At 70.6% G+C, this 23,891-nt stretch carries 26 protein-coding genes and 1 tRNA gene; 17 read left to right on the plus strand and 10 right to left on the minus strand.

Going from position 1 to position 23,891, the window contains the following annotated elements; translation table 11 throughout:
* Positions 1 to 9: 9 nt before the first annotated feature.
* Both AB0G28_RS29920 and AB0G28_RS29925 read left to right on the plus strand, forming a co-directional pair.
* A complete protein-coding gene (locus tag AB0G28_RS29920) occupies positions 10 to 783 on the plus strand; it encodes a helix-turn-helix transcriptional regulator (protein WP_361096265.1) in 774 nt (257 codons plus the stop codon).
* Between the two features lie 35 nt (positions 784 to 818).
* A complete protein-coding gene (locus AB0G28_RS29925) occupies positions 819 to 1,643 on the plus strand; it encodes a DUF4365 domain-containing protein (RefSeq protein ID WP_361096267.1) in 825 nt (274 codons plus the stop codon).
* Between the two features lie 23 nt (positions 1,644 to 1,666).
* On the opposite strand, the gene AB0G28_RS29930 is transcribed toward AB0G28_RS29925, so the two are convergent.
* Positions 1,667 to 2,155 (minus strand): DedA family protein, encoded by a 489-nt coding sequence (locus AB0G28_RS29930; protein ID WP_361096270.1) that lies wholly within the window; start codon positions 2,153 to 2,155, stop codon positions 1,667 to 1,669.
* Positions 2,127 to 2,723, minus strand: a complete 597-nt coding sequence (locus AB0G28_RS29935) for a methyltransferase domain-containing protein (RefSeq protein WP_361096273.1) — start codon at positions 2,721 to 2,723, stop codon at positions 2,127 to 2,129. Before AB0G28_RS29935 ends, AB0G28_RS29930 begins: the two co-directional genes overlap by 29 nt.
* 147 nt (positions 2,724 to 2,870) lie before the next feature.
* Between AB0G28_RS29935 and AB0G28_RS29940 the strand changes: the two genes are divergently transcribed.
* Genes AB0G28_RS29940 through AB0G28_RS29950 form a run of 3 tightly spaced genes read left to right on the plus strand, consistent with a single transcriptional unit; the run spans position 2,871 to position 5,867 of the window.
* Positions 2,871 to 3,974 (plus strand): histidine kinase, encoded by a 1,104-nt coding sequence (locus tag AB0G28_RS29940; RefSeq protein ID WP_361096347.1) that lies wholly within the window; start codon positions 2,871 to 2,873, stop codon positions 3,972 to 3,974.
* Positions 3,971 to 4,627, plus strand: a complete 657-nt coding sequence (locus AB0G28_RS29945) for a response regulator transcription factor (protein ID WP_361096276.1) — start codon at positions 3,971 to 3,973, stop codon at positions 4,625 to 4,627. The genes AB0G28_RS29940 and AB0G28_RS29945 overlap by 4 nt, the downstream gene beginning before the upstream one ends.
* A gap of 58 nt (positions 4,628 to 4,685) precedes the next feature.
* On the plus strand, positions 4,686 to 5,867 hold the full coding sequence (locus AB0G28_RS29950; protein WP_361096279.1) for a PQQ-dependent sugar dehydrogenase: 1,182 nt from the start codon (positions 4,686 to 4,688) through the stop codon (positions 5,865 to 5,867).
* A gap of 199 nt (positions 5,868 to 6,066) precedes the next feature.
* On the opposite strand, the gene AB0G28_RS29955 is transcribed toward AB0G28_RS29950, so the two are convergent.
* On the minus strand, positions 6,067 to 6,798 hold the full coding sequence (locus AB0G28_RS29955; protein WP_361096282.1) for an SDR family oxidoreductase: 732 nt from the start codon (positions 6,796 to 6,798) through the stop codon (positions 6,067 to 6,069).
* A 30-nt stretch (positions 6,799 to 6,828) separates the two neighbouring features.
* On the opposite strand from AB0G28_RS29955, the gene AB0G28_RS29960 reads away from it, so the two are divergent.
* Positions 6,829 to 7,332, plus strand: coding sequence for an isochorismatase family protein (locus tag AB0G28_RS29960; protein WP_361096285.1), 504 nt, complete (start codon positions 6,829 to 6,831; stop codon positions 7,330 to 7,332).
* On the plus strand, positions 7,329 to 7,721 hold the full coding sequence (locus AB0G28_RS29965; RefSeq protein ID WP_361096288.1) for an NUDIX domain-containing protein: 393 nt from the start codon (positions 7,329 to 7,331) through the stop codon (positions 7,719 to 7,721). The genes AB0G28_RS29960 and AB0G28_RS29965 overlap by 4 nt, the downstream gene beginning before the upstream one ends.
* Before the next feature lie 42 nt (positions 7,722 to 7,763).
* Here AB0G28_RS29965 and dctA read toward each other — a convergent pair whose 3' ends face one another.
* Positions 7,764 to 9,149, minus strand: a complete 1,386-nt coding sequence (gene dctA / locus AB0G28_RS29970; protein ID WP_361096291.1) for a C4-dicarboxylate transporter DctA — start codon at positions 9,147 to 9,149, stop codon at positions 7,764 to 7,766.
* A gap of 14 nt (positions 9,150 to 9,163) precedes the next feature.
* On the minus strand, positions 9,164 to 10,276 hold the full coding sequence (locus tag AB0G28_RS29975) for a PrpF domain-containing protein (protein ID WP_361096294.1): 1,113 nt from the start codon (positions 10,274 to 10,276) through the stop codon (positions 9,164 to 9,166).
* Positions 10,277 to 10,399: 123 nt separating this feature from the next.
* Between AB0G28_RS29975 and AB0G28_RS29980 the strand changes: the two genes are divergently transcribed.
* Positions 10,400 to 11,302 (plus strand): LysR family transcriptional regulator, encoded by a 903-nt coding sequence (locus AB0G28_RS29980; protein ID WP_361096297.1) that lies wholly within the window; start codon positions 10,400 to 10,402, stop codon positions 11,300 to 11,302.
* Here AB0G28_RS29980 and AB0G28_RS29985 read toward each other — a convergent pair.
* From AB0G28_RS29985 to AB0G28_RS29995, 3 genes are all read right to left on the minus strand, one after another.
* The gene (locus AB0G28_RS29985; RefSeq protein ID WP_361096300.1) at positions 11,292 to 12,194 is read right to left on the minus strand and encodes a GNAT family N-acetyltransferase; all 903 of its coding nucleotides are present in this window, start codon (positions 12,192 to 12,194) and stop codon (positions 11,292 to 11,294) included. The two genes, AB0G28_RS29980 and AB0G28_RS29985, sit on opposite strands and share 11 nt — an antisense overlap.
* Positions 12,195 to 12,225: 31 nt before the next feature.
* Complete coding sequence (locus AB0G28_RS29990) at positions 12,226 to 12,819, minus strand: TetR/AcrR family transcriptional regulator (RefSeq protein ID WP_003062116.1); 594 nt, start codon at positions 12,817 to 12,819, stop codon at positions 12,226 to 12,228.
* Between the two features lie 95 nt (positions 12,820 to 12,914).
* Positions 12,915 to 13,880, minus strand: coding sequence for an acyl-CoA desaturase (locus AB0G28_RS29995; RefSeq protein WP_361096303.1), 966 nt, complete (start codon positions 13,878 to 13,880; stop codon positions 12,915 to 12,917).
* A 204-nt stretch (positions 13,881 to 14,084) separates the two neighbouring features.
* Between AB0G28_RS29995 and AB0G28_RS30000 the strand changes: the two genes are divergently transcribed.
* The 5 genes from AB0G28_RS30000 (at position 14,085) to AB0G28_RS30020 (ending at position 19,467) form a co-directional block, all read left to right on the plus strand.
* A tRNA-Gln gene (locus tag AB0G28_RS30000) sits at positions 14,085 to 14,156 on the plus strand.
* 34 nt (positions 14,157 to 14,190) lie between these two features.
* Entirely contained in the window at positions 14,191 to 15,945 is a 1,755-nt protein-coding gene (locus AB0G28_RS30005; RefSeq protein ID WP_361096306.1) for a GGDEF domain-containing protein, read from the plus strand.
* A 108-nt stretch (positions 15,946 to 16,053) separates the two neighbouring features.
* A complete protein-coding gene (gene glmU, locus AB0G28_RS30010; protein ID WP_361096309.1) occupies positions 16,054 to 17,526 on the plus strand; it encodes a bifunctional UDP-N-acetylglucosamine diphosphorylase/glucosamine-1-phosphate N-acetyltransferase GlmU in 1,473 nt (490 codons plus the stop codon).
* Entirely contained in the window at positions 17,523 to 18,503 is a 981-nt protein-coding gene (locus AB0G28_RS30015; RefSeq protein WP_361096312.1) for a ribose-phosphate diphosphokinase, read from the plus strand. The genes glmU and AB0G28_RS30015 overlap by 4 nt, the downstream gene beginning before the upstream one ends.
* Positions 18,504 to 18,567: 64 nt before the next feature.
* The gene (locus AB0G28_RS30020) at positions 18,568 to 19,467 is read left to right on the plus strand and encodes a TIGR03621 family F420-dependent LLM class oxidoreductase (RefSeq protein WP_361096315.1); all 900 of its coding nucleotides are present in this window, start codon (positions 18,568 to 18,570) and stop codon (positions 19,465 to 19,467) included.
* Positions 19,468 to 19,488: 21 nt separating this feature from the next.
* Here the strand turns inward: AB0G28_RS30020 and AB0G28_RS30025 are convergent, their stop codons facing one another.
* Together AB0G28_RS30025 and AB0G28_RS30030 are read right to left on the minus strand one after the other, a co-directional pair.
* The gene (locus AB0G28_RS30025) at positions 19,489 to 20,130 is read right to left on the minus strand and encodes an NAD(P)H-binding protein (protein WP_361096318.1); all 642 of its coding nucleotides are present in this window, start codon (positions 20,128 to 20,130) and stop codon (positions 19,489 to 19,491) included.
* Positions 20,131 to 20,228: 98 nt separating this feature from the next.
* On the minus strand, positions 20,229 to 21,323 hold the full coding sequence (locus AB0G28_RS30030; protein WP_361096351.1) for a hypothetical protein: 1,095 nt from the start codon (positions 21,321 to 21,323) through the stop codon (positions 20,229 to 20,231).
* A gap of 351 nt (positions 21,324 to 21,674) precedes the next feature.
* On the opposite strand from AB0G28_RS30030, the gene AB0G28_RS30035 reads away from it, so the two are divergent.
* The 4 genes from AB0G28_RS30035 (at position 21,675) to AB0G28_RS30050 (ending at position 23,754) form a co-directional block, all read left to right on the plus strand.
* Entirely contained in the window at positions 21,675 to 22,274 is a 600-nt protein-coding gene (locus AB0G28_RS30035; protein WP_361096321.1) for a 50S ribosomal protein L25/general stress protein Ctc, read from the plus strand.
* Positions 22,275 to 22,283: 9 nt separating this feature from the next.
* The gene (gene pth, locus AB0G28_RS30040; RefSeq protein ID WP_361096324.1) at positions 22,284 to 22,877 is read left to right on the plus strand and encodes an aminoacyl-tRNA hydrolase; all 594 of its coding nucleotides are present in this window, start codon (positions 22,284 to 22,286) and stop codon (positions 22,875 to 22,877) included.
* Between the two features lie 20 nt (positions 22,878 to 22,897).
* Entirely contained in the window at positions 22,898 to 23,221 is a 324-nt protein-coding gene (locus AB0G28_RS30045; RefSeq protein ID WP_361096327.1) for a DivIVA domain-containing protein, read from the plus strand.
* 176 nt (positions 23,222 to 23,397) lie between these two features.
* Positions 23,398 to 23,754 carry a DivIVA domain-containing protein gene (locus AB0G28_RS30050; protein WP_361096330.1) on the plus strand — a complete coding sequence of 119 codons (357 nt, stop codon included), beginning with the start codon at positions 23,398 to 23,400 and terminating at the stop codon, positions 23,752 to 23,754.
* Positions 23,755 to 23,891 lie beyond the last annotated feature (137 nt).

Here is a 23,891-nt window from a genome sequence, read left to right on the forward strand (position 1 = left end):
GATGGACCCGTGGACTTCGGAACGGCGCTCAAGGACTGGCGCACCCGGCGGCGGCTCAGCCAGCTCGACCTGGCGTTGCGCGCGGGGACGACGCAACGGCACGTGAGCTTCATGGAGAGCGGGCGCTCGGTGCCCGGCCGCGGCATGGTGCTGCGCGTCGCCGAGTCCCTCGAACTGCCGTTGCGCGAGCGCAACGGCCTGCTCCACGCCGCCGGCTACGCGCCGACGTACCCCGAGACCCGGCTCGGCGACCCGGCGATCCGGCCGGTGCTCGACGGGCTGCGGCGGCTGCTCGACGGCCACCGGCCCTACCCGGCGATCGTCGTCGACCGCTACGGCGTGCTGGTCGCGGCCAACGACGGGTTCAAGCTGCTCACCGAAGGTGTCGCGCCGGAACTGCTGCGCGAACCGGTGGACACGCTGCGGCTGGCGCTGCACCCGCGCGGGATGGCGCCGCGCGTGGCCAACCTCGACGACTGGGCGCGGCACATCCTCGAACGCCTCCGCAACGACCTGGCCCGCCTGCCGGACGAACGGCTGGCCGCGCAGCTCGCCGAGCTGGAGGGGTACCTGCCGCCCGCGCCGGCGCCCGGCCCGGAGCACCTGGGGTTCGCGGTGCCGGTCCGGCTGTCCACTTCGGCCGGTGAACTGCGGTTGATCACCGCGATCACGACGTTCGCGACGGCGGCGGACGTGACGGTGTCGGAGCTGAAGCTGGAGACGTTCCTGCCCGCGGACGCCGAAACCGCGGAACGGCTTCACAGCACCGCCGCGGTCGTGTGAGAGTAGTTACCATGCCGAAGAGGCCACTCCAACACGTGATCGGATCGAAGGCGGCCGCGGCTGTCTCGCGTATCTGGCTGGAAATCGACGCCGCCGTGGACGAAGTCAGGAATGACTACGGCGAAGATCTGCTCGTCCAGACTTCATTGAGAGGCGAAGTGGATCCTTCTCGAATATGGGTCCAAGTCAAGGGACGCTTGCACATCGATCCTGATGCTTTCAAGAGGAAGAGCGTCCGCGTACCGATCGACCGTGCCATCCGATGGGCGTACAGCGCCGAGACAGTCGTGGTCGTACTGTGGGATGTCAGCGCCGATCGCGGTTGGTTCACGTACCCGAGGATGCAGGTTGATCCGATCGAACTTCTACTCTCCGACAAGCAATCAGTTGCCTTGAAGTTTGAAGAATCTGCAATTTTCGACCAGGCTGCCGCTACCTCGATAGCCTGGGAAGCAAGGATAGAGCACTCCTTCGGCCGATACCTCGTCGCCATGGACAACTACTCCACGGCGGAAAAATTCGGCAATAAGGGCGACTCGCAACAGCCTTATCGGGCAGCATCTTTCGCATTGTACGACTTATTGTGCAAGGTGCAGATCGTAACCGATGGCGATGATATCTTGCCAAAAAAGTTCATGACTATGCTGAAAAATGGATACAAACACCCATGGGAAGAGCCATTGCCACCCGAAGACAGGTTCTTCTACGCTCTGCAACTCATCGTCATAGGCCATTTTCAGGAGGTCACGGGCTCAGGGCTCCCCACAGCATTGGCCGAAGGCACTGCAAACTTTGTCGCAAACATGATCCTCTCCGGACGGAGTGTTCTAGAATGGGCGCAAGATGAGGGGCTTTCGTAGGACGCCGAAACCGCGGAACGGCTTCACAGCACCGCCGCGGTCGTGTGACCGACGAGCAGTTCCGCGCTCGCCCACAGCACCGCCGCCGCCACGCTGCCCGCCGCGAACCGGCGGTACGGCATCGCCGCCGAACCCGCGACGCGCGGTACCAGCGTCCGGACGCCGGCCAGGCAGCGGCCCGCGATCACCGCCGGGACGCCGTAGCGCGCGACCGCCCTTTCCGCACGCTGCCAGCGGTCCTGGCCCACGCGGCGGGTCAGCCTCGGTCCCCAGCGGCGCCCTTCGAGGTACGCGAGCTGGTCGCCGAGCACGGCCGCGGCGATCGCCACCACCCAAGCGAGTCCGAGGTGGAGCGTGCCCCGCTCGGCGAGGAACCCCATCAGCAGCAACGTCGACAACGTCGGCAGCACGATTCCGGGCAGCAGCGCGGTTTCCGCGGTGATCACCAGCGCGCAGACCAGGTAGACGAGCGGCGCGGGCGCGTCAAGCAGAGGCCGCAGCAGGCTGTCCACGCCGGGCCCTCCCCACCGCCACCGGCAGCGCCGCGCGGTAGACGAACGCGGGCGGCAGGTTGCGCCAAACCACCGGAGTGCGTTCCACGACGGCGAAACGGCTTCGCAGCGACGCGGCGAAGCGGCGCGCGGGTGGCGTCCAGGCCGCGTGGGCGTACGCGAACGTCGTGAACCGGCCGTTCGGGACCAGCGCCGCGGTGACGGCGTCGAGGATGCCTTGCTGCCTCGCCGCGGTCATCGCCGTCCACGGCAGACCGGAGACGACGACGTCGACGTCGTTCAGCGCGAGGTGTTCCGCCGAGCCCGTGACGACGTCGACCTGCGGAAACCGCTCGCTGAGCGACGCCGCGAAACGCGGGTTGATCTCCACCGCCGTCAGCCGCGCTTCGGGGCGAAGCAACGCGAGGACCGCTTCGGTGAACACACCGGTGCCTGGACCGAGCTCGGCCACGCGCGCCGCGCGTTCGAGGCCGAGGCCCGCGGTCATCTCTTCGGCCAGCCGCGGTGAACTGGGCGCGATCGCCCCGGTCAGCACCGGGTGGCGGAGGAATTCGCTGGTGATCGACATGGCTCCGACGTTAGGAACGGGCCGGGTGGCCGCGAGTCCGCCGGACCGGCCGATCATGTCCTCCCCGAGGAGGACCCGATCGGGCCGGAGGAAGGACGCCCCGGACGGGGTCCCGGCACTACGTTCAGCGGTGTGGAAAGACTCGTGATGTGGGTGCGGCGGCACGGCTGGACGGTGGACTTGCCGCTGTACGCCGTGTTCCTCTTCCTCGCGCCCACCCCGTCCGGCGAGGAGCCGTGGACCACCCGCGCGATCCCGATGCTGTTCCTGCTGCCGCTGCTGGTGCGCCGCAGGTTCCCGCGCACGGTCGCGGTGCTGACCATCGCCGGGGCGGCGGCGGTGTACTTCAACGAGATCTGGGCGTACGACCGCGGCCGCACCGAACTGGCCATGGCGGTCGCGCTGTTCACCCTGGTCAAGCTGCGGCACCGGTGGTTCGCCGCGCTGATCGCCGTGGCGATCCTCGTGCTGGACGTCCAGTGGAGTTCCCTCTGGGCGCCGGAGACCGGGAACCCGACCTTGACGATCTTCGCCAGCCTCCCGCTGGACATCGCGGCGTGGGCACTCGGGGAGTTCTTCCGCACCAAGGAAGAGCTCACCGCGGAGGAGCGGAAACTCGCCGAGGCCCAGTCGCGCGCGGCGGTCGCGGAAGAACGCACCCGGATCGCGCGCGAGCTGCACGACGTGCTGGCGCACAGCATGAGCGTGATCGTGCTGAACGCCGAGGGGGCGAAGCTCGCCCGGCACCGCGACCCCGCGGCCGTCGACCGCACGCTCGACACGATCGTCCACACCGGCCGGGACGCGCTGGCCGAGCTGCGGCGGCTCCTCGAGGTCCTGCACGCCGGCCAGGCGGCACGCAGTCCCCAGCCGACGCTCGACGAACTGCGCGGGCTCGTCGAGCAGTCCGGGCGTGCTGTCACGCTCGACGTCACCGGCGACCCGGGCACCCTGCCCGCGAGCGCCGCGCTCCAGGCTTACCGGATCGTCCAGGAGGCACTGACCAACATGATCAAGCACGCCCCCGCCGACGCGACCGGCCGCGTCGGCGTCGCCTTCGAGCCACCCGAGATCCGGATCGAGGTGACCAACACGGGCGGCCACGCGTCGCCGGCCCCGGCCCTGCCGTCGTCCGGACGCGGACTGGCCGGGATGCGCCAGCGCGTCGAGATGTACCACGGCGAGCTGTCGGCCGGGCCGCTGCCCGACGGCGGCTACCGCGTCCGCGCGAGCCTGGTGGTCCGGCCGTGACCACCCGGATCCTGCTCTGCGACGACCAGCAGCTGGTCCGCGTCGGGCTGCGCATGATCGTCGAGAGCCAGGACGACCTCACCGTCGCGGGCGAGGCCGTCAACGGCGAGGAAGCCGTCGCGATGGCCCGCGAGCTGCGGCCGGACCTGGTGCTGATGGACGTCCGGATGCCGGTGCTGGACGGCGTCGCGGCGACCGAGCGGATCTGCGCGGAGCTGCCCGACGTGCGCGTCCTCATCATCACGACGTTCGACCTCGACGAGTACGCGTATGCCGCGTTGCGGGGCGGGGCCAGCGGTTTCCTGGTGAAGGACGCGCCCTCGGAAGAGATGCTGGTCGCGATCCGCGGCGTGCTGCGCGGCGACTCGATGGTCTCGCCGTCGGTCACGCGGCGGCTGCTCGACCGCTACCTCGCCGACGACCGCGGCCCCGTGGACGCCGAGAAGCTCGGCGTGCTGACCGAGCGCGAGAAGGACGTGCTGGGCCTCATCGCGCGCGGACTGTCGAACGGCGAGATCGCGGCGAAGCTGTACATCGGCGAGACGACGGTGAAGACGCACGTCGGCCGGATCCTGGCGAAGCTGCGGCTGCGCGACCGGGTCCACGCGGTGGTCTTCGCGTACGAGTCCGGGCTGGTGCGGCCGGGCTCCTGATCGGTCACTCCCCCGGCGGCGAACGGCGATTTCACCGGTTGGTGGCAGGATGACCCCTATGCGGCGTGCGCTGGCTCTCCTCGGTGTGGTGTCTTGGGCGGTCCTGGGCTGTTCGGGGGCGGCCAGCCAGCCCGTCCAGAGTGTCCCGCCCGCCCCCACCCCGGCCGCGGCGACCGGGAAGTTCAAGGTCGAGACGGTGACCGCCGGGCTCGAGCACGGCTGGGACGTCGGCTTCCTGCCCGACGGCGGCATCCTCGTGCCGCAGCGGCCCGGCAAGCTCGCGCTGATCCGCGACGGCAAGGCGTCCGAGGTGCGCGCCGACTTCTCCGACGTCCTCGTCAAGGGCGAAGGCGGGCTGCTCGGCATGGTCGTCAGCCCCGACTTTTCGACCAGCCGCGAGTTCATCACCTGCCAGGACCACCAGGAGGGCGGCAAGGCCGTCGACATCCGGCTGGTCACGTGGCGGCTGGCCGAGGACGGCGCGAGCGCGACGAAGGTGAAGGACCTGCTCACCGGGCTGCCGGTGAACCCGAGCGGCAGGCACTCCGGCTGCCGCCCGACGTTCGCCCCGGACGGCGCGCTGCTCGTCGGCACCGGCGACACGGCGCGCGCGTCGATCGCGCAGGACCGCCACTCCCTCGGCGGCAAGGTGCTGCGGCTGGACGCGAAGACCGGGAACCCGTTGCCGGACAACCCGTTCATCAACTCGGGAGACGCGCGGGAACGGCTGATCTACACTTACGGCCACCGCAACGTCCAGGGCGTGGCGATCCGGCCCGGCAGCGGCCAGGTGATCACCGCCGAGCACGGGCCGACGTTCGACGACGAGGTCAACCTGCTGAAGCCCGGCGGGAACTACGGCTGGGACCCGTCGAAGGGCGGCACGGACTCCAGTTACGACGAGAGCGTGCCGATGACCGACCTCAAGCGGTTCCCGGACGCGGTGAGTCCACTGTGGACGTCCGGGAAGATCACCGAGGCGATCAGCGGCGACGCGTTCCTGACCGGCGCGCAGTGGGGCCCGAACGACGGCGCGCTCGTCGTGGTGGCGCTCAAGGGCCAGAAGCTGCTGCTGTTCCACCTGGACCCGGCGGGCAAGGTCCTCGACGTCTCGCTGCCACCGGAGTTCAACGACAAGTTCGGCCGCCTGCGCGCGGTCCGCAGCGGCCCGGACGGCGCGCTCTACGTGACGACGTCCGACGGCACCGACGACAAGCTGCTGCGGGTCACCCCGGCCTGACCGTGAAAAAGCCACGGCCGCGCGGTGCCGTGGACACTTCCGCTCCGGGTGGCGGAGCGCGGACCATGGTGTGCACCAGAGGTTCCGCCACCCCCGACGCGTGTTGGACGCGGTCCGAAGAAAGCGTTCCCGCGGCAGCACCGCGCCGGTCCCCGGGCGCCACCGCCGACCTGGCGCCCCGGGACCGGCTCCAACCGTGCTAGCGCCCCAGGTGGGCGCCGCCGTTGACGTGCACGACCTGGCCGGTGACGTGCCCGGCGGCGGGGCTCGCCAGGAACGTCACCACGGCGGCGACGTCGTCCGGCGTGCCGGGGCGCTTGTTCATCGTGTTGCCGACGAGCCACTCCCGGCGGCGGTCGCTCAGCTGCCCGTGGAAGAACTCCGTGTCCCCGACCAGTCCCGGCGCCACGACGTTCGCGGTGATCCCGCGCGGACCGAACTCCCTGGCCACACTGACGTTCCACCCTTCGACGGCGGCCTTCGCGGCACCGTAGGACCCGGCGCCGGTGTGCGCGGCGATCGAGCCGATCGTGACGATCCGCGCCCCGTCGGCGAGCCGTTCACGCAGCGCGTGGGTCACCAGGGCGGCACTGACCACATTGGACCGGAGGTTCCGTTCGAACGCGGCCGCGAAGCCGGCCAGGCCGTTCCCGCCACCGTCCTCGTCGAGGAAGTCCGTGTTGCCCCCGGCGTTGTTGACGAGCACGTCGACGCGGTCCGGCAACTCCGCCAGTGCGGTTTCGACGGCCGCGGGATCGGCGGCGTCGAACACGACGGCTCGCGCGCCCAGGAGCGTCGCGGCCTCGGTGAGCACCTTCTCGCGCCGCCCGGTGATCGTGACGCGCTCACCCGCGCCGGCGAAGGCGGCCGCGACGGCGTACCCGATGCCCGTGCCGCCTCCGGTCACCACGACTTCCCTGGAGTTCCCCATGACCCCGACCATACTGCCTAGGATCGGGGCATGACGAAGATCGACGCGGCCACCTCCGCGCTCGTGCTGATCGACCTGCAGGAACGGGTCGTGCAGTTGCCGACCACGCCGTACACCGGCGAAGAAGTGGTCGCGAACGCCCTGCGGCTGCGGGAGGCGTTCCGCGCGGCCGGAGCGCCGGTGGTGATCGTGCGGGTGTCGCGGCCGGACAACCCGCCGGGCAGCGAGCTGGTCTTCGAACCCGGCGACGACAAGATCGTCACGAAGTACACGATCGGCGGGTTCGCGGGCACGGACCTCGACGAGTTCCTGCGCGGCGCGGGCGTCCGCACGGTGGTGTTCGGCGGCATCGCGACGGAGTTCGGCGTCGAGTCGACCCTGCGCGCGGCCGCCGACCACGGCTACGACACGGTCGCGGTGTCCGACGCGATGACGGCGCTTTCGGACATCTCGCACGAAAACGCGATCACGAAGATCTTCCCCCGGCTGGGCACGGTCGTGACGACGGACGAGGCGCTGGCCGGCCTGGCGTGATCGACAAGATCGCCTGGATCCACGTGGTGGACGGCCGGGTCCTGGCCGCCCGCTCCCGCGGCAAGGACAAGTTCTACCTGCCCGGCGGCAAACGCGAGCCGGGCGAGACCGACGCCGAGACGCTGGTGCGCGAGATCCGCGAGGAACTCGGCGTCGAGATCACCGTCGAGTCGATCACCCCGGCGGGCACGTTCGAGGGCCAGGCGCACGGGCACCCGGAGGGCACGCTCGTCCGCACGACGGCCTACTCGGCGCGGTACCGGGGAACCCCGCGAGCCGCCGCCGAGATCGAGGAGATCGCCTGGCTCGCCTACGCGGACCGGCCGCGGGTTTCCCTGGTGGCCCAGCTGATCTTCGACCACCTGCACGACACCGGGCAGCTCCCATAGGCCGTGTCTCGCCGGGAGGGCCGAAGCGCTCCCGGCGAGACCTCAGCGACCAGCGGGGACCGGCTCCGCAATCGGCTCGGGGGTAGCCTTCGGCGCCGCCACGGCCGTCGGGGCGGGCACGAACGGCAGGTCGCCGCGCAGGACCGCTTGTGCCCGGGCCACGTCGAGCTGACGGTCCCAGCGGGCCACGGCCAGCGTCGCGACACCGTTGCCGACCAGGCTCGTCAGCGCCCGGGCCTCGGACATGAACCGGTCGATGCCGAAGATCAGTGCGAGCGCGGCGACCGGGACGTGCGGGATGGCGCTGAGCGTGGCGGCCAGCGCGATGAACCCGGAGCCGGTGACGCCCGCGGCGCCCTTCGACGTCAGCAGCATGACGGCGAGCATCGTCAGCTGCTGGGCGAAGCTGAGCTGGATGCCCAAGGCCTGGGCGAGGAAGACGCCGCCCATGGTCAGGTAGATCGCGGTGCCGTCGAGGTTGAACGAGTAGCCGGCGGGCAGGGTGATGCCGACGACCGGCTTGGCGGCACCCGCGTGCTCCAGTTTGGCCATCATGCGCGGCAGGACCGGCTCGGTGGACGACGTGCCCAGGACGATGAGCAGCTCTTCCTTGATGTAACGCAGGAACGGCAGCAGCCGCAAACCGTTGAGCCGCATCACCGAGCCGAGGACGACCAGCACGAAGAACAGCGCGGTCAGCCAGAACGACCCGACCAGGAGGGCCAGGTGGCGCAGCGTGCCCAGGCCGTAGTTGCCGATCGTGAAGGCCATCGAGCCGAACGCGCCGACCGGGGCCAGCCGCATGACCCAGCGGATGATCGTGAACAGCACACCCGAGAACTTCTCCACGCCGCGGGCCAGTCCCGCGCCCGCCTCGCCGCTCGCGTGCACGCCGAATCCGAAGAGGACGGACACCAGCAGCACCGGCAGGATCTCCTTGCCGGTCAGCGCGCTGACCAGCGTCGCCGGGATGATGCCGAGCAGGAAGTCGGCGAAACTCTCGTGGGTCTGGCTCGCGGCCGCCGGCAGGTGCTCGGTGGACAGGGTGGCGACGTCGACGTGCAGTCCGCTGCCGGGCTTGACGACGTTGACCACGACCAGCCCGACCACGAGGGCTACGGTCGTCAGGACTTCGAAGTAGATCAACGCCTTGACGCTGACCCGGCCGACCGCGCGCGCGTTGCCCATCGTGGCGATCCCGTGCACGACCGTGCAGAAGATGATCGGCGCGATCATCATCTTGACCAGCGCGATGAACCCGTCCCCGAGCGGCTTGAGCCCGGCGCCGGACGCGGGCCAGAGCCAGCCCACGGCGGCGCCGAGGAGAACGCCGATCAGGCACTGGACGTAGAGGTGGGACAGCAACCGCCGGACGCGGTGCGGGGAGGAGGGAGGGGCAGCGCCCATGGCGGCGGCGTTGCGGCTCATGGCGGGTTTCCTTTCTACAGCGGCGCGGGGACCGGAACGTGGAGTTCCGCGCGGGCGATGCGCCGGGCGGCGCGCCGCAGCAGCACCGTGGGGGACGAGGAGGATTTCCCGGGCACCGTCCGGGTTTCGAGCACGCCGGCGGGTGTGCCGAGGCGCAGCGTGCCGCCGGCGGTCGGCCGGGCGGCGCGGTGGGCGAGGGTGCCCGAGGTGACGGCGGCGGTGGCCAGCGCGACCGCGGAGGTCAGGCCGATCGCCGGGTGGGGTGCGTGCATGGAGACCATGCGCACGGCCAAGTCGTAGGAGTCCGCGTCGACGTCGACGCCGTGCATCGTCCGGTAGGCCACCGGAGGCGCGACGACGCCGACCTTCGGCACCGCGTGGCTGACCGGATCGTCCGGCCGGACCAGTCCCATGGCGAGCGCCGCGTCCCGGCGCAGCGTCGTGAGCACGGGCACCGCGGCGGCGAAGCTGTCCAGGGTTTCGGAACCGTCGAGGCCGAAGGCCTTGGCGTCGAACAGCGCGGCCGGCGCTCCAGCGTCCACAAGGGACACTTCGACGGCGCCCGCCGGCCCGGGCAGCACGTCGAGGGGACGGCCGGTGGGCAGCAGGGCACCGGTCGTCGAACCCGCGGGGTCCTCGAAGCCCAGCAGCACCGGCACCCCGGGGGCGGCAGTGCCGGGCACCGTCGCCTCGCCTTCGTCCGGGGCGACGCCGCCGGGCGTCGGGATGGTGCCGGTGAGCCGCGCGCCGGTGTTGGCGTTGACCATGCGGACGGTCGTGGTCCGCGCGCCGAGGGCGACGAGACCGTGGTGCACCGCGTAGAGCGCCACGGCGGTGGCGCAGTTGCCGCAGTTGCTGGCCCACTCGACCCGTTCCTCGCCGATGCCCACCTGGGCGAAGGCGTACTCGATGTCGATTCCGGGTTCGGCCGAGGTCCGCACGATCGCGGCCTTGGACGTGGTCGAGGACGCGCCGCCGACGCCGTCGATCTGCCGGGGGTCGGCCGCGTTGAAGGCCGCGCGCAGCAGGACGTCGACGTCCACGTCGGCCGCCACGACGTCGTCGTGGGCGAAGATCCAGCACTTGCTGGTCCCCCCACGGATCATCTCGCCCGGCAAGCGCAGCACAACGGACTCCTCTGTGGACTCGAGCGGACTGGTGTGCGTTCCACCATCGACGAGGAGAGCGTGAAGTACAATCTCGAAAATCTGCATGGGTATTAACCTGAACTGAACGCTCTGGGTGAAGTGATGCTGGACGTCCGACGAGTGCTGCTGCTGGCCGAGGTGGCCCGGCGCGGCTCGGTGACCGCGACCGCCCGCGCGCTGAACTACACGCCGTCAGCGGTGTCGCAGCAGATCAGCCGCTTGGAGGCCGAGGCGCGGCAGCCGCTGCTGGAGCGGCACGCGCGCGGCGTAACGCTCACCGACGCCGGCCGCGTCCTGGTCGAGCGCGCTGAGCGCATCGAACGGGAACTCACCGCCGCCGAAAACGAGCTAGCCGACTTCGCCGGGCTGCGCGCGGGCACGTTGCGCGTCGGCACGTTCCCGACGGTCGGCGCCTCCCTGCTCCCGCCGGCGGTGATCGCCTTCAAGGAAGCGCACCCGGGAATCCGGCTGACCGTGCGCAGCAGCCGCATCGCCGGGTTGTGGCGGATGCTGGAGAACCGGGAGATCGAGCTGTCCCTGATGTGGGACTACGACTGGTGCCGCATCGACCGTGACGACGCGACCGTCGTCCCGCTCCTCGACGACCCGCCCGCGCTCCTGGTCGGCGACCGGCACCCGCTCGCCCACCGCCGGAGCGCCTCTCTCGCCCAGCTCGCGGACGACGCCTGGATCACCCGCGCCGACAACCACCCGGTGGCCGAGGCGCTGACCCGCAGCTGCCGCGCCGCCGGGTTCGAACCCCAGATCGCCTACGAGGCCCACGACTACCAGGAAGCCCAGGCCATGGTGGCGGCCGGCATCGGCGTCGCGCTCGCCCCGACCCTGGCCCTGGACGGCGTCCGCCCCGGCGTCAAGGTGCTGCCGCTGCGGCCGCGCACCGCGGTGCGCCGGATCCTCCTCGTCCGCATGACCGACCACGCGCTGACGCCCGCGGCACAAGCCTTCGCCGAGCTTCTGCGCCGCAGCGCCACGGCTAGGTCTTGACGAGCGGCGCGTCCCGCGACAGTTCCCGGAACCCGACGCCGTAGTACAGCTCCCGCGCCGGTGCGGGCGCTCCCATGCACGCGACCGTCGCGTGCCGGGCGCCCGCCGCCCGCGCCAAGTGCAGCCCGTGCAGCAACATCGCCCTCGCGAGACCGCGGCGGCGGTAGCCCGGGTGCGTGCCGACCGGCTCGAACTCGACCGTCTCGTTCAGCTCGTCGAGCCACATGATCGCCGAGCACGCCATCGTCCCGTCGGGGGCCTCCACCAGGACGTGCAGGTCGCCGCGGTATCCCGGGGCCCGGCGAAGGCCCTCGTACGACGAAAGCGTGTACGACGTCGGCGCCCACGCGTCCACGTGCGCTTGGACCACGGCTTCCGGCGAAACTTCCGCGGCCGTGCGGAACGAGAATCCGGCCGGCAGCGACGGCTTCTCCACGTCGGTGAGGTCACGCTCGTTGAGCTGCGACCAGGCATCGGGGGCGTCGGGCTCGTAGCCGTGCGCTGCCCAGCGCCGCAAAGCGAACGAGTCCGCCGCGCCCGGGAGGACCGTGCGCCGGAGGCCGGCGGCCGTGGTGTCGTACCAGCCGATCACCTCGTCGAGCAGTCCCGCGTGGCCGGGATCCACCTGGTACGCCAGATAGGCGTGGGCGATGTCCTTCGTCGAGCCGTCGTTCAGCTGGAGCCGGCGGGGAAGCTGGGCCCAGCCCCACGCGACGAGCTCGCCGCCCGAGAACCACAGCCGGCGCTCGCCCCCGCCGCGGGTCCGGCCCCAGTTCCAGGCCAGCTCGCCGAACGACGCGTCGCTGTTCACCAGGTCCGGGCGGGTGGCGGTGACCCGCTGCGCCAGCCCCTGCATGAGCCGCACGTCCGCGGCGGTCGGAAGCTCGGCCATACCCACTACTGTGGCAGCGCCGTCGAGCCGTTTATCCCAGCCGGAGCTTCGGCTTGTGCTCCAGGTGCGAGAGCCCGTTCCACGCCAGGTTGACCAGGTGCGCGGCCACCTCGTCGCGTTTGGGCTTGCGCGCGTCCAGCCACCACTGGCCGGTCAGCGCGACCATGCCCACCAGGGCCTGCGCGTACAGCGCCGCCAGTTTCTCGTCGTAGCCGCGGGCCGCGAACTGCTGGGCCAGGATGTGCTCGACCTGGCTCGCGATGTCGTTCAGCACCGTGGAGAACGTCCCGGTGGAGCTCGCCACCGGGGAGTCGCGGACGAGGATGCGGAACCCGTCGTGGGAGTCCTCGACGTACGACAGCAGTGCCGTCGCCGCCTGTTCCAGCATCGCCCGCGGGTGGCCGCCGTGCAGCGTCGAGACCATCCGGTCGAGCAGCAGCTGCGTTTCGCGGTCGACGACCACCGCGTAGATGCCCTCTTTGCCGCCGAAGTGCTCGTACACGACGGGTTTCGAGACGTTGGCGCGGTGGGCGATCTCCTCGATCGACGTACCGTCGAAGCCCTTCTCGGCGAACAACGCCCGGGCGACGTTCAGCAGTTGCTGACGCCGCTCGGTCCCGGTCATCCGGACCCGGGTCACCGGGGCGGCCGGACGGGCCCCGGTGACCTGCTGCTCACGCTTCGAACGTCGTCTCCCCGCCATCGGGGCAGCCTAGTTGACTAGCCCTTTTCGGTGGCGATTCGGGCCAATCGCTGGGGCGTGGGCCAGCGGACGTCGTGCACCCAGCCGAACTTTTCGAAGATCCAGATCAGCCGCGCGGAGATGTCGATCTGGCCGCGCTTGACGCCGTGGCGGGCGGACGTCGGGTCGGCGTGGTGGAGGTTGTGCCACGACTCGCCGAACGAGAAGATCGCCAGCGGCCAGAAGTTCGCCGACTTGTCGCGGGCGGCGAACGGGCGCTCGCCGATCATGTGGCAGATCGAGTTGACCGACCAGGTCACGTGGTGCAGCACGCAGATGCGGACCAGCCCGGCCCAGAAGAACGCCGTCACGGCGCCCCACAGCGACCACGAAATGAGCCCGCCGAGGATCGCCGGCAGCACCAGGCTGACCAGCGCCCACAGCCAGAACAGGTCGTCGACCTTCTTGATCGCCGGGTCCTTGACCAGGTCGGGCGCGAAGCGCTCGGCGTTGGTCTGGTCGCGCTCGAACAGCCAGCCCATGTGCGCGTGCCAGAAGCCCTTGGCGATGGCCCACGGGGAGGTGCCGAACGCCCACGGCGAGTGCGGGTCGCCGTCGCGGTCGGAGAACGCGTGGTGGCGGCGGTGGTCGGCGACCCAGGTGATCACCGGGCCCTGCAGGGCGATGCTGCCCGCGATGGCCATGAACACGCGCAGCCACTGCTTGGCCTTGAACGACCCGTGCGTGAAGTAGCGGTGGTAGGACACCGTGATCCCGAGGCCGCTGATCGCGTAGAACACCACGAAGATGCCGACGTCGACCCAGCTCAGTCCCCAGCCCCACGCGAACGGCACCGCGACCAGCAGGGCGACGAGCGGTGCGATCACGCCGAAGTAGACCGACAGCTGCACGCCGATCCCGCGCTGGCCGTCGATGACAGGTTTGGGCCCCTTGGGGGCCGGCGGCTCCCCGGTGGGCTGGGAACGGTCGAGCGTGGCCGTCATACGCTTCACTTCTTCCTGCACGGGCGCCCTGTACGAAGGGTGACCTAACCTACGATGCCGTAAGTTACGGTACAGGAGGTTCGAGCGGCTGGGGAGTGCCCGAACCCACACACCTCTCCGGGAAGCGATGTACCCGGCGCAGACGCGGCTAACGCATCCCCCGCGCGGACGACACCCGATCGTCGCTATCCTGACCAGGATCGATCCGCCGTAGTGTAATCGGCAGCACTTCAGATTTTGGTTCTGACAGTTCAGGTTCGAATCCTGGCGGCGGAGCAGCAGAAGGACCGGAACCCACGACACCGGGAGGTTGGCGCTGACCGAAGAAGCGACCGACCCGGTGGCGGCCAGGCGCCCCGCGCTGGCCGAGATGTCCGACGCCTGGATCGTCGGGCGCGCGCGGGAGCTGAACGCCGCGGTCCAGCGGCACGAGTACACCCAGCAGCTCGAGATCGTCGAGATGCTGGACGAACTGCTCGACGAGACCCAGCGGCGCGGTGAGCCGCTCCTCGTGGCCCAGCTGCTGCGCTCGTCCGCCCTCGCCCGGCTGAACACCAAGGGCCTGGCCCCCGAGGCCGAGCCCCGCCTCGACGAGATGCTCGCGCACACCCGGCGGCACGGCATCGCCCTGCTGCGCGCCGACGCGCACGCCCTGCGCGGGCGGCGGCTGGTGATCGCCGCGCAGGAGGACGCCGCGCTCACCGAGATCGCCAGGGCGCTGGCCATCCTGGACGACTCCACGATCCCCGACCGGCAGGTCGGGCTGCGCAGCTGGAACCGCCTGCTGGCCACGACGCTGATCGACTGCTGGCTGGTGCTCAACCAGCTCGGCGTCTACGAAGCGGCCGAGGAGGTGATCGGCCGGGCGGCCTCGGCGATCCGGGAGAGCGCGAGCCCGCACGACATCGCCCTGCAGCTGATCAACCGCATCAAGATGCTGCTCGGCTGGGGCCTGCGGCTGGAACGCATCGACGCCTACGACGAGAGCGCCGAGAAGTTCCGCACCGCGGCGTCGATGGGGACCGCGGCCGAGGGCCCGTTCGCCGAGTCGCTCTTCCCGCGCAAGGCGAACGTCGCGGCGATCGACCAGGTCGGCGTCCTGGCCGCGGCGCCGGCGCTGAACCAGCCCGGCGCCGAGCACATCGAGCGGCTGCAGAACCTCTACACCGAGCGCGCGTTCGGCCACGACCGGGAGATCGTCGCGATCGCGCTGGCTCGCTGCCTGGACAAGGAGGGGCGCCGCGAGGAGGCCTTGGCGGTGCTGCGCGAGACCCGCCAGTCCATCGCCGACGACACCTCGCAGCCGTCGATGCGGCTGAACGTCGCCCGCGAGCTGGCCCGGCTCGACACCACCCCGGACTACGCGTCCGGGGCCAGCGAGTCGCTGATCGACTACGCGCGCCGCCTCGAATCCGAGATGTGGAGCCTGCGCGAGTCGCAGATCGCCACGCTGAACGCCCGCCGCGAGCACGAACGGCTGTCCGCCGAGCACGGCGCGATCACCCAGCAGGCACTGCAGGACCCGCTCACCGGACTGCCGAACCGGCGCGCGCTGGACGAGAAGCTGCGCCAGCTCGCATCCTCGGCCGACGCGCAACCGCTGGCGGTCGCGCTGGTCGACCTCGACGGCTTCAAGGGCGTCAACGACAAGCAGTCGCACGCCGAAGGCGACAACGTGCTGCGTGTCGTCGCGAGCACCCTTCGTGACGCCCTGCGCGGTGACGACCTGGTGGCGCGCTACGGCGGCGACGAGTTCATCGTCCTGCTCCCGGGCACACCGGCGTCCGCGGCGAAGATGGCGCTCGGCCGCGCGGTGCGGTCCGTCGCCGGCCTCCCGCACCACCTCTCGCACGGCGTCACGTTGTCGATCGGCCTGGTCTCGCTGCGGCCGCAGGAGCGCGGCGAGCAGGTCCTCGCGCGCGCGGACGCGGCGATGTACCAGGCGAAACGCGGCGGCGGCAACCAGGTGGCGTCGGCCAACTCGATGGCCGCCGACCCGGCCGCCGCCTGGGCGGCGGAGGCCCCTCCGACCGACCCCACGTGGGACGCCGAAGACCACGGTTAGGATCGGTGCCCGACAAACGCGCAGCTTTCACGTGAAAGCGAGCCGGAGCGGCGCCTCCGGATAGCTTTCACGTGAAAGCTGCGACCGGAGCCACCGTTGGGAGCGCCGTTGACCGGCCCGCTGAGCACGTTGATCCTCGCCGCGGGTGAGGGCACCCGCATGCGTTCCTCGACGCCGAAGGTGCTGCACCCGATCGCCGGGCGGCCCTTGGTCGAGCACGCCGTCCGGGCCGCCGCCGGCCTGAACCCCGAGCACCTCGTGGTGGTGGTCGGCCACGGCCGCGAGGCAGTCGGCGAGCATCTCGCCCAGGTCGGCGCGGCCCTCGGGCGCGCCGTCGGCACGGCCGTGCAGGCCGAGCAGAAGGGCACCGGGCACGCGGTGGGCTGCGCCCTCGCGACCCTGCCCGCCGACCTCACCGGCACCGTGATCGTCAGCTACGGCGACGTCCCGCTGCTCGACACCGCGACCTTGGGTGCGCTGCTCGACGAGCACACCGAGGCGAAGAACGCCGTCACCGTCCTCACCTCGGTGGTCGCCGACCCGACCGGCTACGGCCGGATCGTGCGCGACAGCGCGGGCAAGGTCACCGGGATCGTCGAGCACAAGGACGCCACCCCGGACCAGGCGGAGATCACCGAGATCAACTCGGGCGTGTACGCCTTCGACGCCGCCGTGCTGCGTGACGGCCTCTCGCGCCTCTCGACCGACAACGCGCAGGGCGAGCTGTACCTCACCGACGTGCTGGGCATCGCCAACGGCGACGGACTCCACGTCGGCGCGCTCGTGGTCGACGACCCGTGGCTGACCGAGGGCGTCAACGACCGCGTCCAGCTCTCGGCGCTCGGCGCCGAGCTGAACCGCCGGATCGTGCAGCGCTGGCAACGCGAGGGCGTCACCATCGTCGACCCGGCGACGACGTGGATCGACGCCGGCGTGTCCCTGTCCCGTGACGTCGTCATCGAGCCCGGCGTGCAGCTCAAGGGCATGACGTCGGTCGGCGAGGGCAGCACGGTCGGGCCGGACAGCACGCTGACCAACGTGACGATCGGCGCCGGCGCGAGCGTGGTGCGCGTGCACGGCTCGGACTCGGAACTGGGCGACGGCGTCAACGTCGGCCCGTTCACCTACCTGCGGCCGGGCACCAAGCTCGGCGTCAAGGCGAAGCTCGGCGCGTTCGTCGAGACGAAGGCCGCCGAGATCGGCGCCGGCACGAAGGTGCCGCACCTGACCTACGTCGGCGACGCCACGATCGGCGAACACAGCAACATCGGCTGCTCCAGCGTCTTCGTGAATTACGACGGAGTGAACAAGCACCGGACCGTTATCGGGTCGTATGTCCGGTTGGGAGCGGACAACACCTTCGTCGCCCCGGTGCACATCGGTGACGGCGCTTACAGTGGTGCGGGTGCCGTGATCCGCGAGGACGTCCCCCCGGGCACACTCGCGGTGTCGGCGCCGCCGCAGCGCAACATCGAAGGCTGGGCTGTCCGGCGCCGGCCGGGTACACCCGCGGCGGAGGCGGCCCAGGCCGCCCTCGACGCCGATTCAGCAGCAGGAACCGACGGGGAGTCGCGAGCATGAGCCAGAAGCAGGGCACGCCGAAGAAGAACCTGATGCTCTTCTCCGGGCGCGCACACCAGGAGCTCGCCGAAGAGGTCGCGGTCCACCTCGGCGTGAAGATCACCCCGCAGACGGCGCACACGTTCGCCAACGGCGAGCTGTTCGTCCGGTTCGAGGAGTCCGTCCGCGGCACCGACGCCTTCGTCATCCAGGCGCACACCACGCCCATCAACGAGTACGTGATGGAGCAGCTGATCATGGTGGACGCGCTCAAGCGGGCGAGCGCGAAGCGGATCACCGTGGTGATGCCCTTCTACCCGTACGCGCGCCAGGACAAGAAGCACAAGGGCCGCGAACCGATCTCGGCGCGGCTGATCGCGGACCTGTTCAAGACCGCGGGCGCCGACCGGATCATGACGGTCGACCTGCACACCGCGCAGATCCAGGGCTTCTTCGACGGCCCGGTCGACCACCTGATGGCGCAGACCGTGCTGGCCGACCACATCAAGAAGACCTACGGCGACGCCGACATCACGGTCGTCTCCCCGGACTCGGGCCGCGTGCGGCTGGCCGAGAAGTGGGCGCAGACGCTGGGCGACCGGCCGATCGCGTTCATCCACAAGACGCGCGACCCGGACAAGCCGAACCAGGCCGTGGCGAACCGCGTGGTCGGCAAGGTCGAGGGCAAGCTCTGCGTGCTGATCGACGACATGATCGACACCGGCGGCACGATCGTGAAGGCGACGGAAGCGCTGATCGACGAAGGCGCGGCCGACGTCGTCATCGCGACGACCCACGGCATCCTGTCGGACCCGGCGACCGAGCGGCTCGCGCAGTGCAAGGCGCGCGAGGTGATCGTGACGAACTCGCTGCCGATCCCGGCGGAGAAGCGGTTCCCGGGGCTGACGGTCCTGTCGATCGCGCCGATGCTGGCCGAGGCCATCCAGCAGGTCTTCGACGACGGCTCGGTGACGTCGCTGTTCGACGGCAACGCCTGAGGCTTCCTTCCGCCGGGCGCGAAATCCCGCGCCCGGCGGATCTTCCGGCATTAGCGTGCCGGTCATGGGGAACTTCGAGTTCGGCGTCAGCCTCCGCGATGTCGGCGGCCGGGACGAGTGGATCGCCAAGTGCCGCCGGGCCGAGGAACTCGGCTACGACGCCATCACCGTGTCCGACCACCTGGGCACCGGGCGGTACGCGCCCTTCCCGGCGCTGACCATGGCGGCCGCCGTCACCGAGCGGCCGCGGCTGGGCACGCTCGTGTCCAATGTGCCCTTCTACAACCTCGCGCTCTTCGCGCGCGAAGCCTCCACGACGGCCGCACTGCTGGCCGGGCGGCTCGATCTCGGGCTCGGCGCCGGGCACATGAAGAGCGAGTTCGACGCCGCCGGGCTGCCGTGGCGGAAGGCGTCCGAGCGCATCGCCTACCTCGGCGAAAGCATCGGCTACCTGCGGAAACACTTCGAAGACGAGGGGCTCGAGCTGCCCCGGCTGCTCATCGCGGGCAACAGCGACGGCGTCCTGGACCTCGCCGCCGAGCACGCGGACGTCGTCGGGTTCGGCGGGCTGCGGCAACAACCCGGGAAGCCGCCGGGCACGTTCAAGCTCGACAACGCCGAAGCGGTGGACGAGCGGGTCGCCCACTTCAGGTCACGTGCCGGGAACCGCGAGGTCGAGTACAACATGCTGGTCCAGCGGGTGGTGGTCACCGAGGACCGGCGGGCCGCCGCGGCGGCGTGGCACGAGGAAACCGGGCGCAGCACCGTGCGCGACGTCGGCGAACTCCTCGACGCGCCCCAGCTCCTGCTGGGCACGGTCGAGGAGATCGCCGGACAGCTGGTGGCACGGCGCGAACGCTACGGCTTCTCGTACATCACGGTCTTCGAGCCGTACCTCGAGACCTTCGCGCCGGTGATGCGCGAAGTCCGTGAAGGCCTCCTTCCCGGCCATAAGAGCCGGTAAGGAGGCCTTCACGGACATTGACTAATAGGCGACGGTGAAGCGCGCCCGGCGGTGCTTCGGCTGCTCGATCTCGTCGACGTACGCGATCGCGAAGTCGTCGCCGCCGATGTGCGACTTGCCGTTCTCGTCGGTCAGCAGGACGTCGCCGCCGATCCGGAACTCGCCCTTGCGCTCGCCGGGCGTCCAGGCACCGAACTCGGCGGCCGGGCTGACGTAGAACCAGTCCAGCTCTTCGGGCTGCTCGCGCAGCAGGCCGAGCACCTCGGCGTGGCTGCCGGCTTCGTCCTTGTACTCGTCCGGGAACTCGGGGGTGTCGAACAGGCGCGGGCCACCCTCGGCCACGTGCAGGCTCGCGGCGCCACCGACGAACGACAGCCGGACGCCGTTCTCGCTCGCGATCCGCGCCAGGGCCGGCACGGCGTCGATCAGCTTCTTGCCGTCGATCGCGCGGGCCGGGGTGGCGACCACGAACACGTCGGCGTCCTTCGCCAAGCCCGCCACGAACTCCTCGTCGTGCAGCGAACCCTGCCGCTCGTCGACGCCCTCGGGTACCGAACCGGCGTTCCGGGCGACGCCGACCACTTCGTGCCCGCGCCGCAGCGCCTCGGCGCCGATCCGGCCCCCGGCGTACCCGGTCGCCCCGAAAACCACCAGCTTGGCCATCTTCCACTCCATTCGCGTTCGGCTGTGTACAGCCGATGCTAGGAACCGAAGATCACCTACTTCAACGGAAGCAACACACCCGGGGGTAGGTGTCCAGGTCAGCCGCCGAGGCCCGCGAACTCCGCAGCCACCTGCTGCTTCACGGCGTTGACGTCGAGGGCCGCGCGGACCTCCGCCGTCGCGTTCGGCTTGGAGAGCACCTGGTAGCTGGCCGTGCGGTTGGGCAGCTTGAACTTCACCGTGCAGGACAGCTTGATCGTCGCGTACGGCTCCGCGTCCCCGTTCGCCGTGCACGTCTGCGCGCCGAGCGACTCCGCGCTGACTTCGACCGAGAGGGTGATGTGCACGACGCTCTTCCCGCCGGAGGCCGGCGAGCCGACCACGCTGTTGGAGACGTCGACCGTCGTCGTGCACGAGCCGACGAAGTCCTTGCAGTCGAGGTTGTCGTTCGTGACGACGGCGCTCGCCTGCACCAGCCCCTCGAACGGCTGCCCCAGCCCGCCGAGGGTGCCGTCGAGGTCGGTGTGGAACGTCTTCAGCGCGTCCCCGGCGAGCGGGGCGAGGAGGAACTCCGCGCCGAACTTCGGGCCGGCCTGCGGGTCGAGCAGCGCCGGGGCGAAGCTGACGACGCGGTTCGGCTTGGCCGTGGTGACGCGCAGGACGCTCGGCGCGGCGCCGAGCGTGTAGACCTCGGTGCCGTCGGGGAGCTTCTCCTTGACCGGGTCGCCCAGCCGGTCGAGCCCGGCCAGTGCCTTGCGCAGGCCTTCGGCGAGCGCGCCCGGGGCGAACCGGGCCGCGGGGTCGAAGGGCAGTTCCGAGCCGAGCGAGCGCACCCAGCTCGTGCCGAACTGCGTGTCCTCGTCGATCGCGTGCGCTTTCCAGTAGTCGGCGTCGGCCTGCAGGTAGAACTGGCCACCCGCGGCCGCCACCTGGACGAAGCGCCCGTCGAGCGGCAGCCCGCCGACGGCGGTGCCGCCGCGGGTCACCCGGAACTGCTGGTCGGCGCCCTTGACCGTGGACTTCAGCGCGACCGCGGGCGCCTGTCCCAGCGCCGTGAGGGCCGAGTCGACCGCCGCGCGCTGCTCGGCGCGCCGGTCGGCCGTCTGCTGGTCGGCCGCGGAGACCCCGGCGGTGCCGGCGACCGCCACCTGGCAGCCGGACAGCAGCCCGCCCAGCAGCAGCACCGCCGCCACCCTGCTCCGTCGAGCCCGCATTTTTCCGCCCCTCGCTTCCCGCTGTGCCGAGCACACCTCGAGCCGGTGTCTTGCCGCCACCGGATTTGTGTCGTCACATACCGGGTTCAAGGAGGGTTCTAGCCTGGCGCGGGCACCCGCCGCAACCCACCGTGATGAGGTTGGTTTACACTCTTGAGGTTGTCTCGGCGAGGCGGGGCCCTTCTGGGGTGCCCGGCGTGATCGACGCGGCGGCTCGAGTAGCCCCCGTCGTCGTGCACGCCCGGAAACTCGCCGCCGAAACTTCCTGAAACAAACATACGGCTTCTCCCCGCCGCAGCATGCTGTCTTGATTTGAAGGAGTGCAACACCGTGTCCGAGGTACGTCTGTCCGTCGAGCCGCGCACCGAGTTCGGCAAGGGCGCCGCGCGCCGCACGCGTCGCGCCGGCAAGATCCCCGCCGTCCTCTACGGCCACGGCGCGGACCCGCGGCACTTCGCGCTGCCCGCGATCGAGTTCGCCCGCGTCGTGCGTGAGAACGGCTCGAACGCCGTCATCACCCTGGACCTGGAGGGCTCCAGCGAGCTGGCCCTGACCAAGACCATCGTGGTGCACCCGCTGAAGAACTACATCGAGCACGTCGACCTGCTGGTCGTCAAGCGCGGCGAGAAGGTCACCGTCGACGTCCCCGTCGTCGTGACCGGCACCCCCGGCCCGGGCGGCCTGGTCAACCAGGACGTCGACACCCTGCAGGTCGAGGTCGAGGCGCTGCACATCCCGGAGCAGGTCGAGGTCTCGATCGAGGGCCTCGAGGTCGGCACCCAGATCCTGGCCGGCCAGATCCAGCTGCCGCAGGGCGCCACCCTGGTCACCGACCCGGAGTCGCTCGTCGTGGCAGTCAACGAGCCGCAGCGTGAAGAGACCGGCGACGAGGCCGAAGCTGGCGAAGAGTCGGCCGAAGCCGCCGAATAGCATTACTGCATGACCGAAGATGTGCCCGGGGCCGGCGAGCTGATCCTGCTCGCCGGCCTCGGCAATCCCGGACCCCAGTACGCCGGAAACCGGCACAATGTCGGGTTCATGGTGCTGGACGAGCTCGCCGCCCGCGTCGGCGGCAAGTTCAAGGCCCACAAGACGGGCGGCGAAGTCCTCGAGGGCAGGCTGGCCGGCCGCCGCGTGGTGCTGGTGAAGCCGCGGTCGTACATGAACCTCTCCGGCGGGCCGGTGGCCGGCGCGGCGAAGTTCTACAAGGTGCCGCCGTCCGGGGTGGTCGTGGTGCACGACGAGCTCGACGTCGACTTCGGCGCGCTGAAGCTCAAGTTCGGCGGCGGCGACAACGGCCACAACGGACTCCGTTCGATCACGAAGTCACTGGGCACCCGCGACTACTACCGGGTGCGCTTCGGCATCGGCCGCCCACCGGGCCGCCAGGACCCCGCGGACTTCGTGCTGAAGGACTTCTCGACGGTCGAGCGCAAGGAGCTCCCGTTCGAGGTGGACCGCTGTGCGGACGCGACCGAGGCGCTGGTGGGCACCGGCCTCGCGGCCGCGCAGAACTCCTTCCACGCGGGCTGACATGGGTGCGAGGTGAAGCCATGACCCCTGACGAAGTCCGGTCGATCGCGTTCGGCAAGCCCCGGTTCGGCCGTCGCGGCTACAACGAGGACGAAGTGGACGCCTTCCTCGACCTCATCGCAGAGGCGCTGGCCGGGCGGAACATCCTGACCCCCGACGACATCCACTACGTCGAGTTCACGATCATGCCGGTCGGCATGCGCAGCTACGACCAGGCCCAGGTCGACCTGTTCCTCGACGAGGCCGAGGCGGCGCTGGTGGAGCTGCGCAACCCGCCACCGCCGGCGGTGGCCGAGGAGCCGCAGCAGCGGCCGCAGGGCACCCGGAAGTGGTTCGGGCGCTGACCACGACCGTGTGAACTCGGCCACACAGCGCTGGGTAGCGCGAACTCACCCGAAGGCGGACGCGAGGCCGCCCGTCGGGGTGAGGTTGGGGATTACCCCTATCGGGGCCGCCTGTTCACGGGTTAGGACGGTGTACGGGAGTTCGCACCCGCCCAACCCCGGAATCGGAGAGTTCCATGTCGTTCACCGCCGAAGACCTCGCCGAGGTCACCTTCGGTAACGCCCCGATCGGCCGCCGTGGCTACGCGAAGCACGAGGTCGACGAGTTCGTCCGGCGGATCGCCAAGACGTTCGCCGAGGAGGACGACCTGACCGCCGCCGAAGTGCACCACGTGATGTTCTCGAAGCCGCTGATCGGCAAGCGCGGCTACGACGAGCGCGAAGTCGACGAGTTCCTCGACGCGGTGGAGGACGAGCTCGCCGCCCGCACGGGCCAGGCCCCGGACCTCCCGGGCGCCCGCACCGCCGACGAGGCCACCGCCGACCGCGCGGCCCCGCCCACCCTCCGAGCCGAGCACCTCCAGCAGCGCTGACCCCGGCTCTCAAGCGCCCCAATGTGGCGTTGGTTGCGTCCAACGCACCCAATGTGGCGTTCGGTGGTGGGAATTTTCCGGCCAGACGAGAAGGGTCTTGCTCAGCGGGGCACGAAGGTCGGATACTGCCCACGCGG

The organism is Amycolatopsis sp. NPDC021455 (assembly GCF_040640995.1).
In the GTDB taxonomy this organism is placed as follows: domain Bacteria; phylum Actinomycetota; class Actinomycetes; order Mycobacteriales; family Pseudonocardiaceae; genus Amycolatopsis.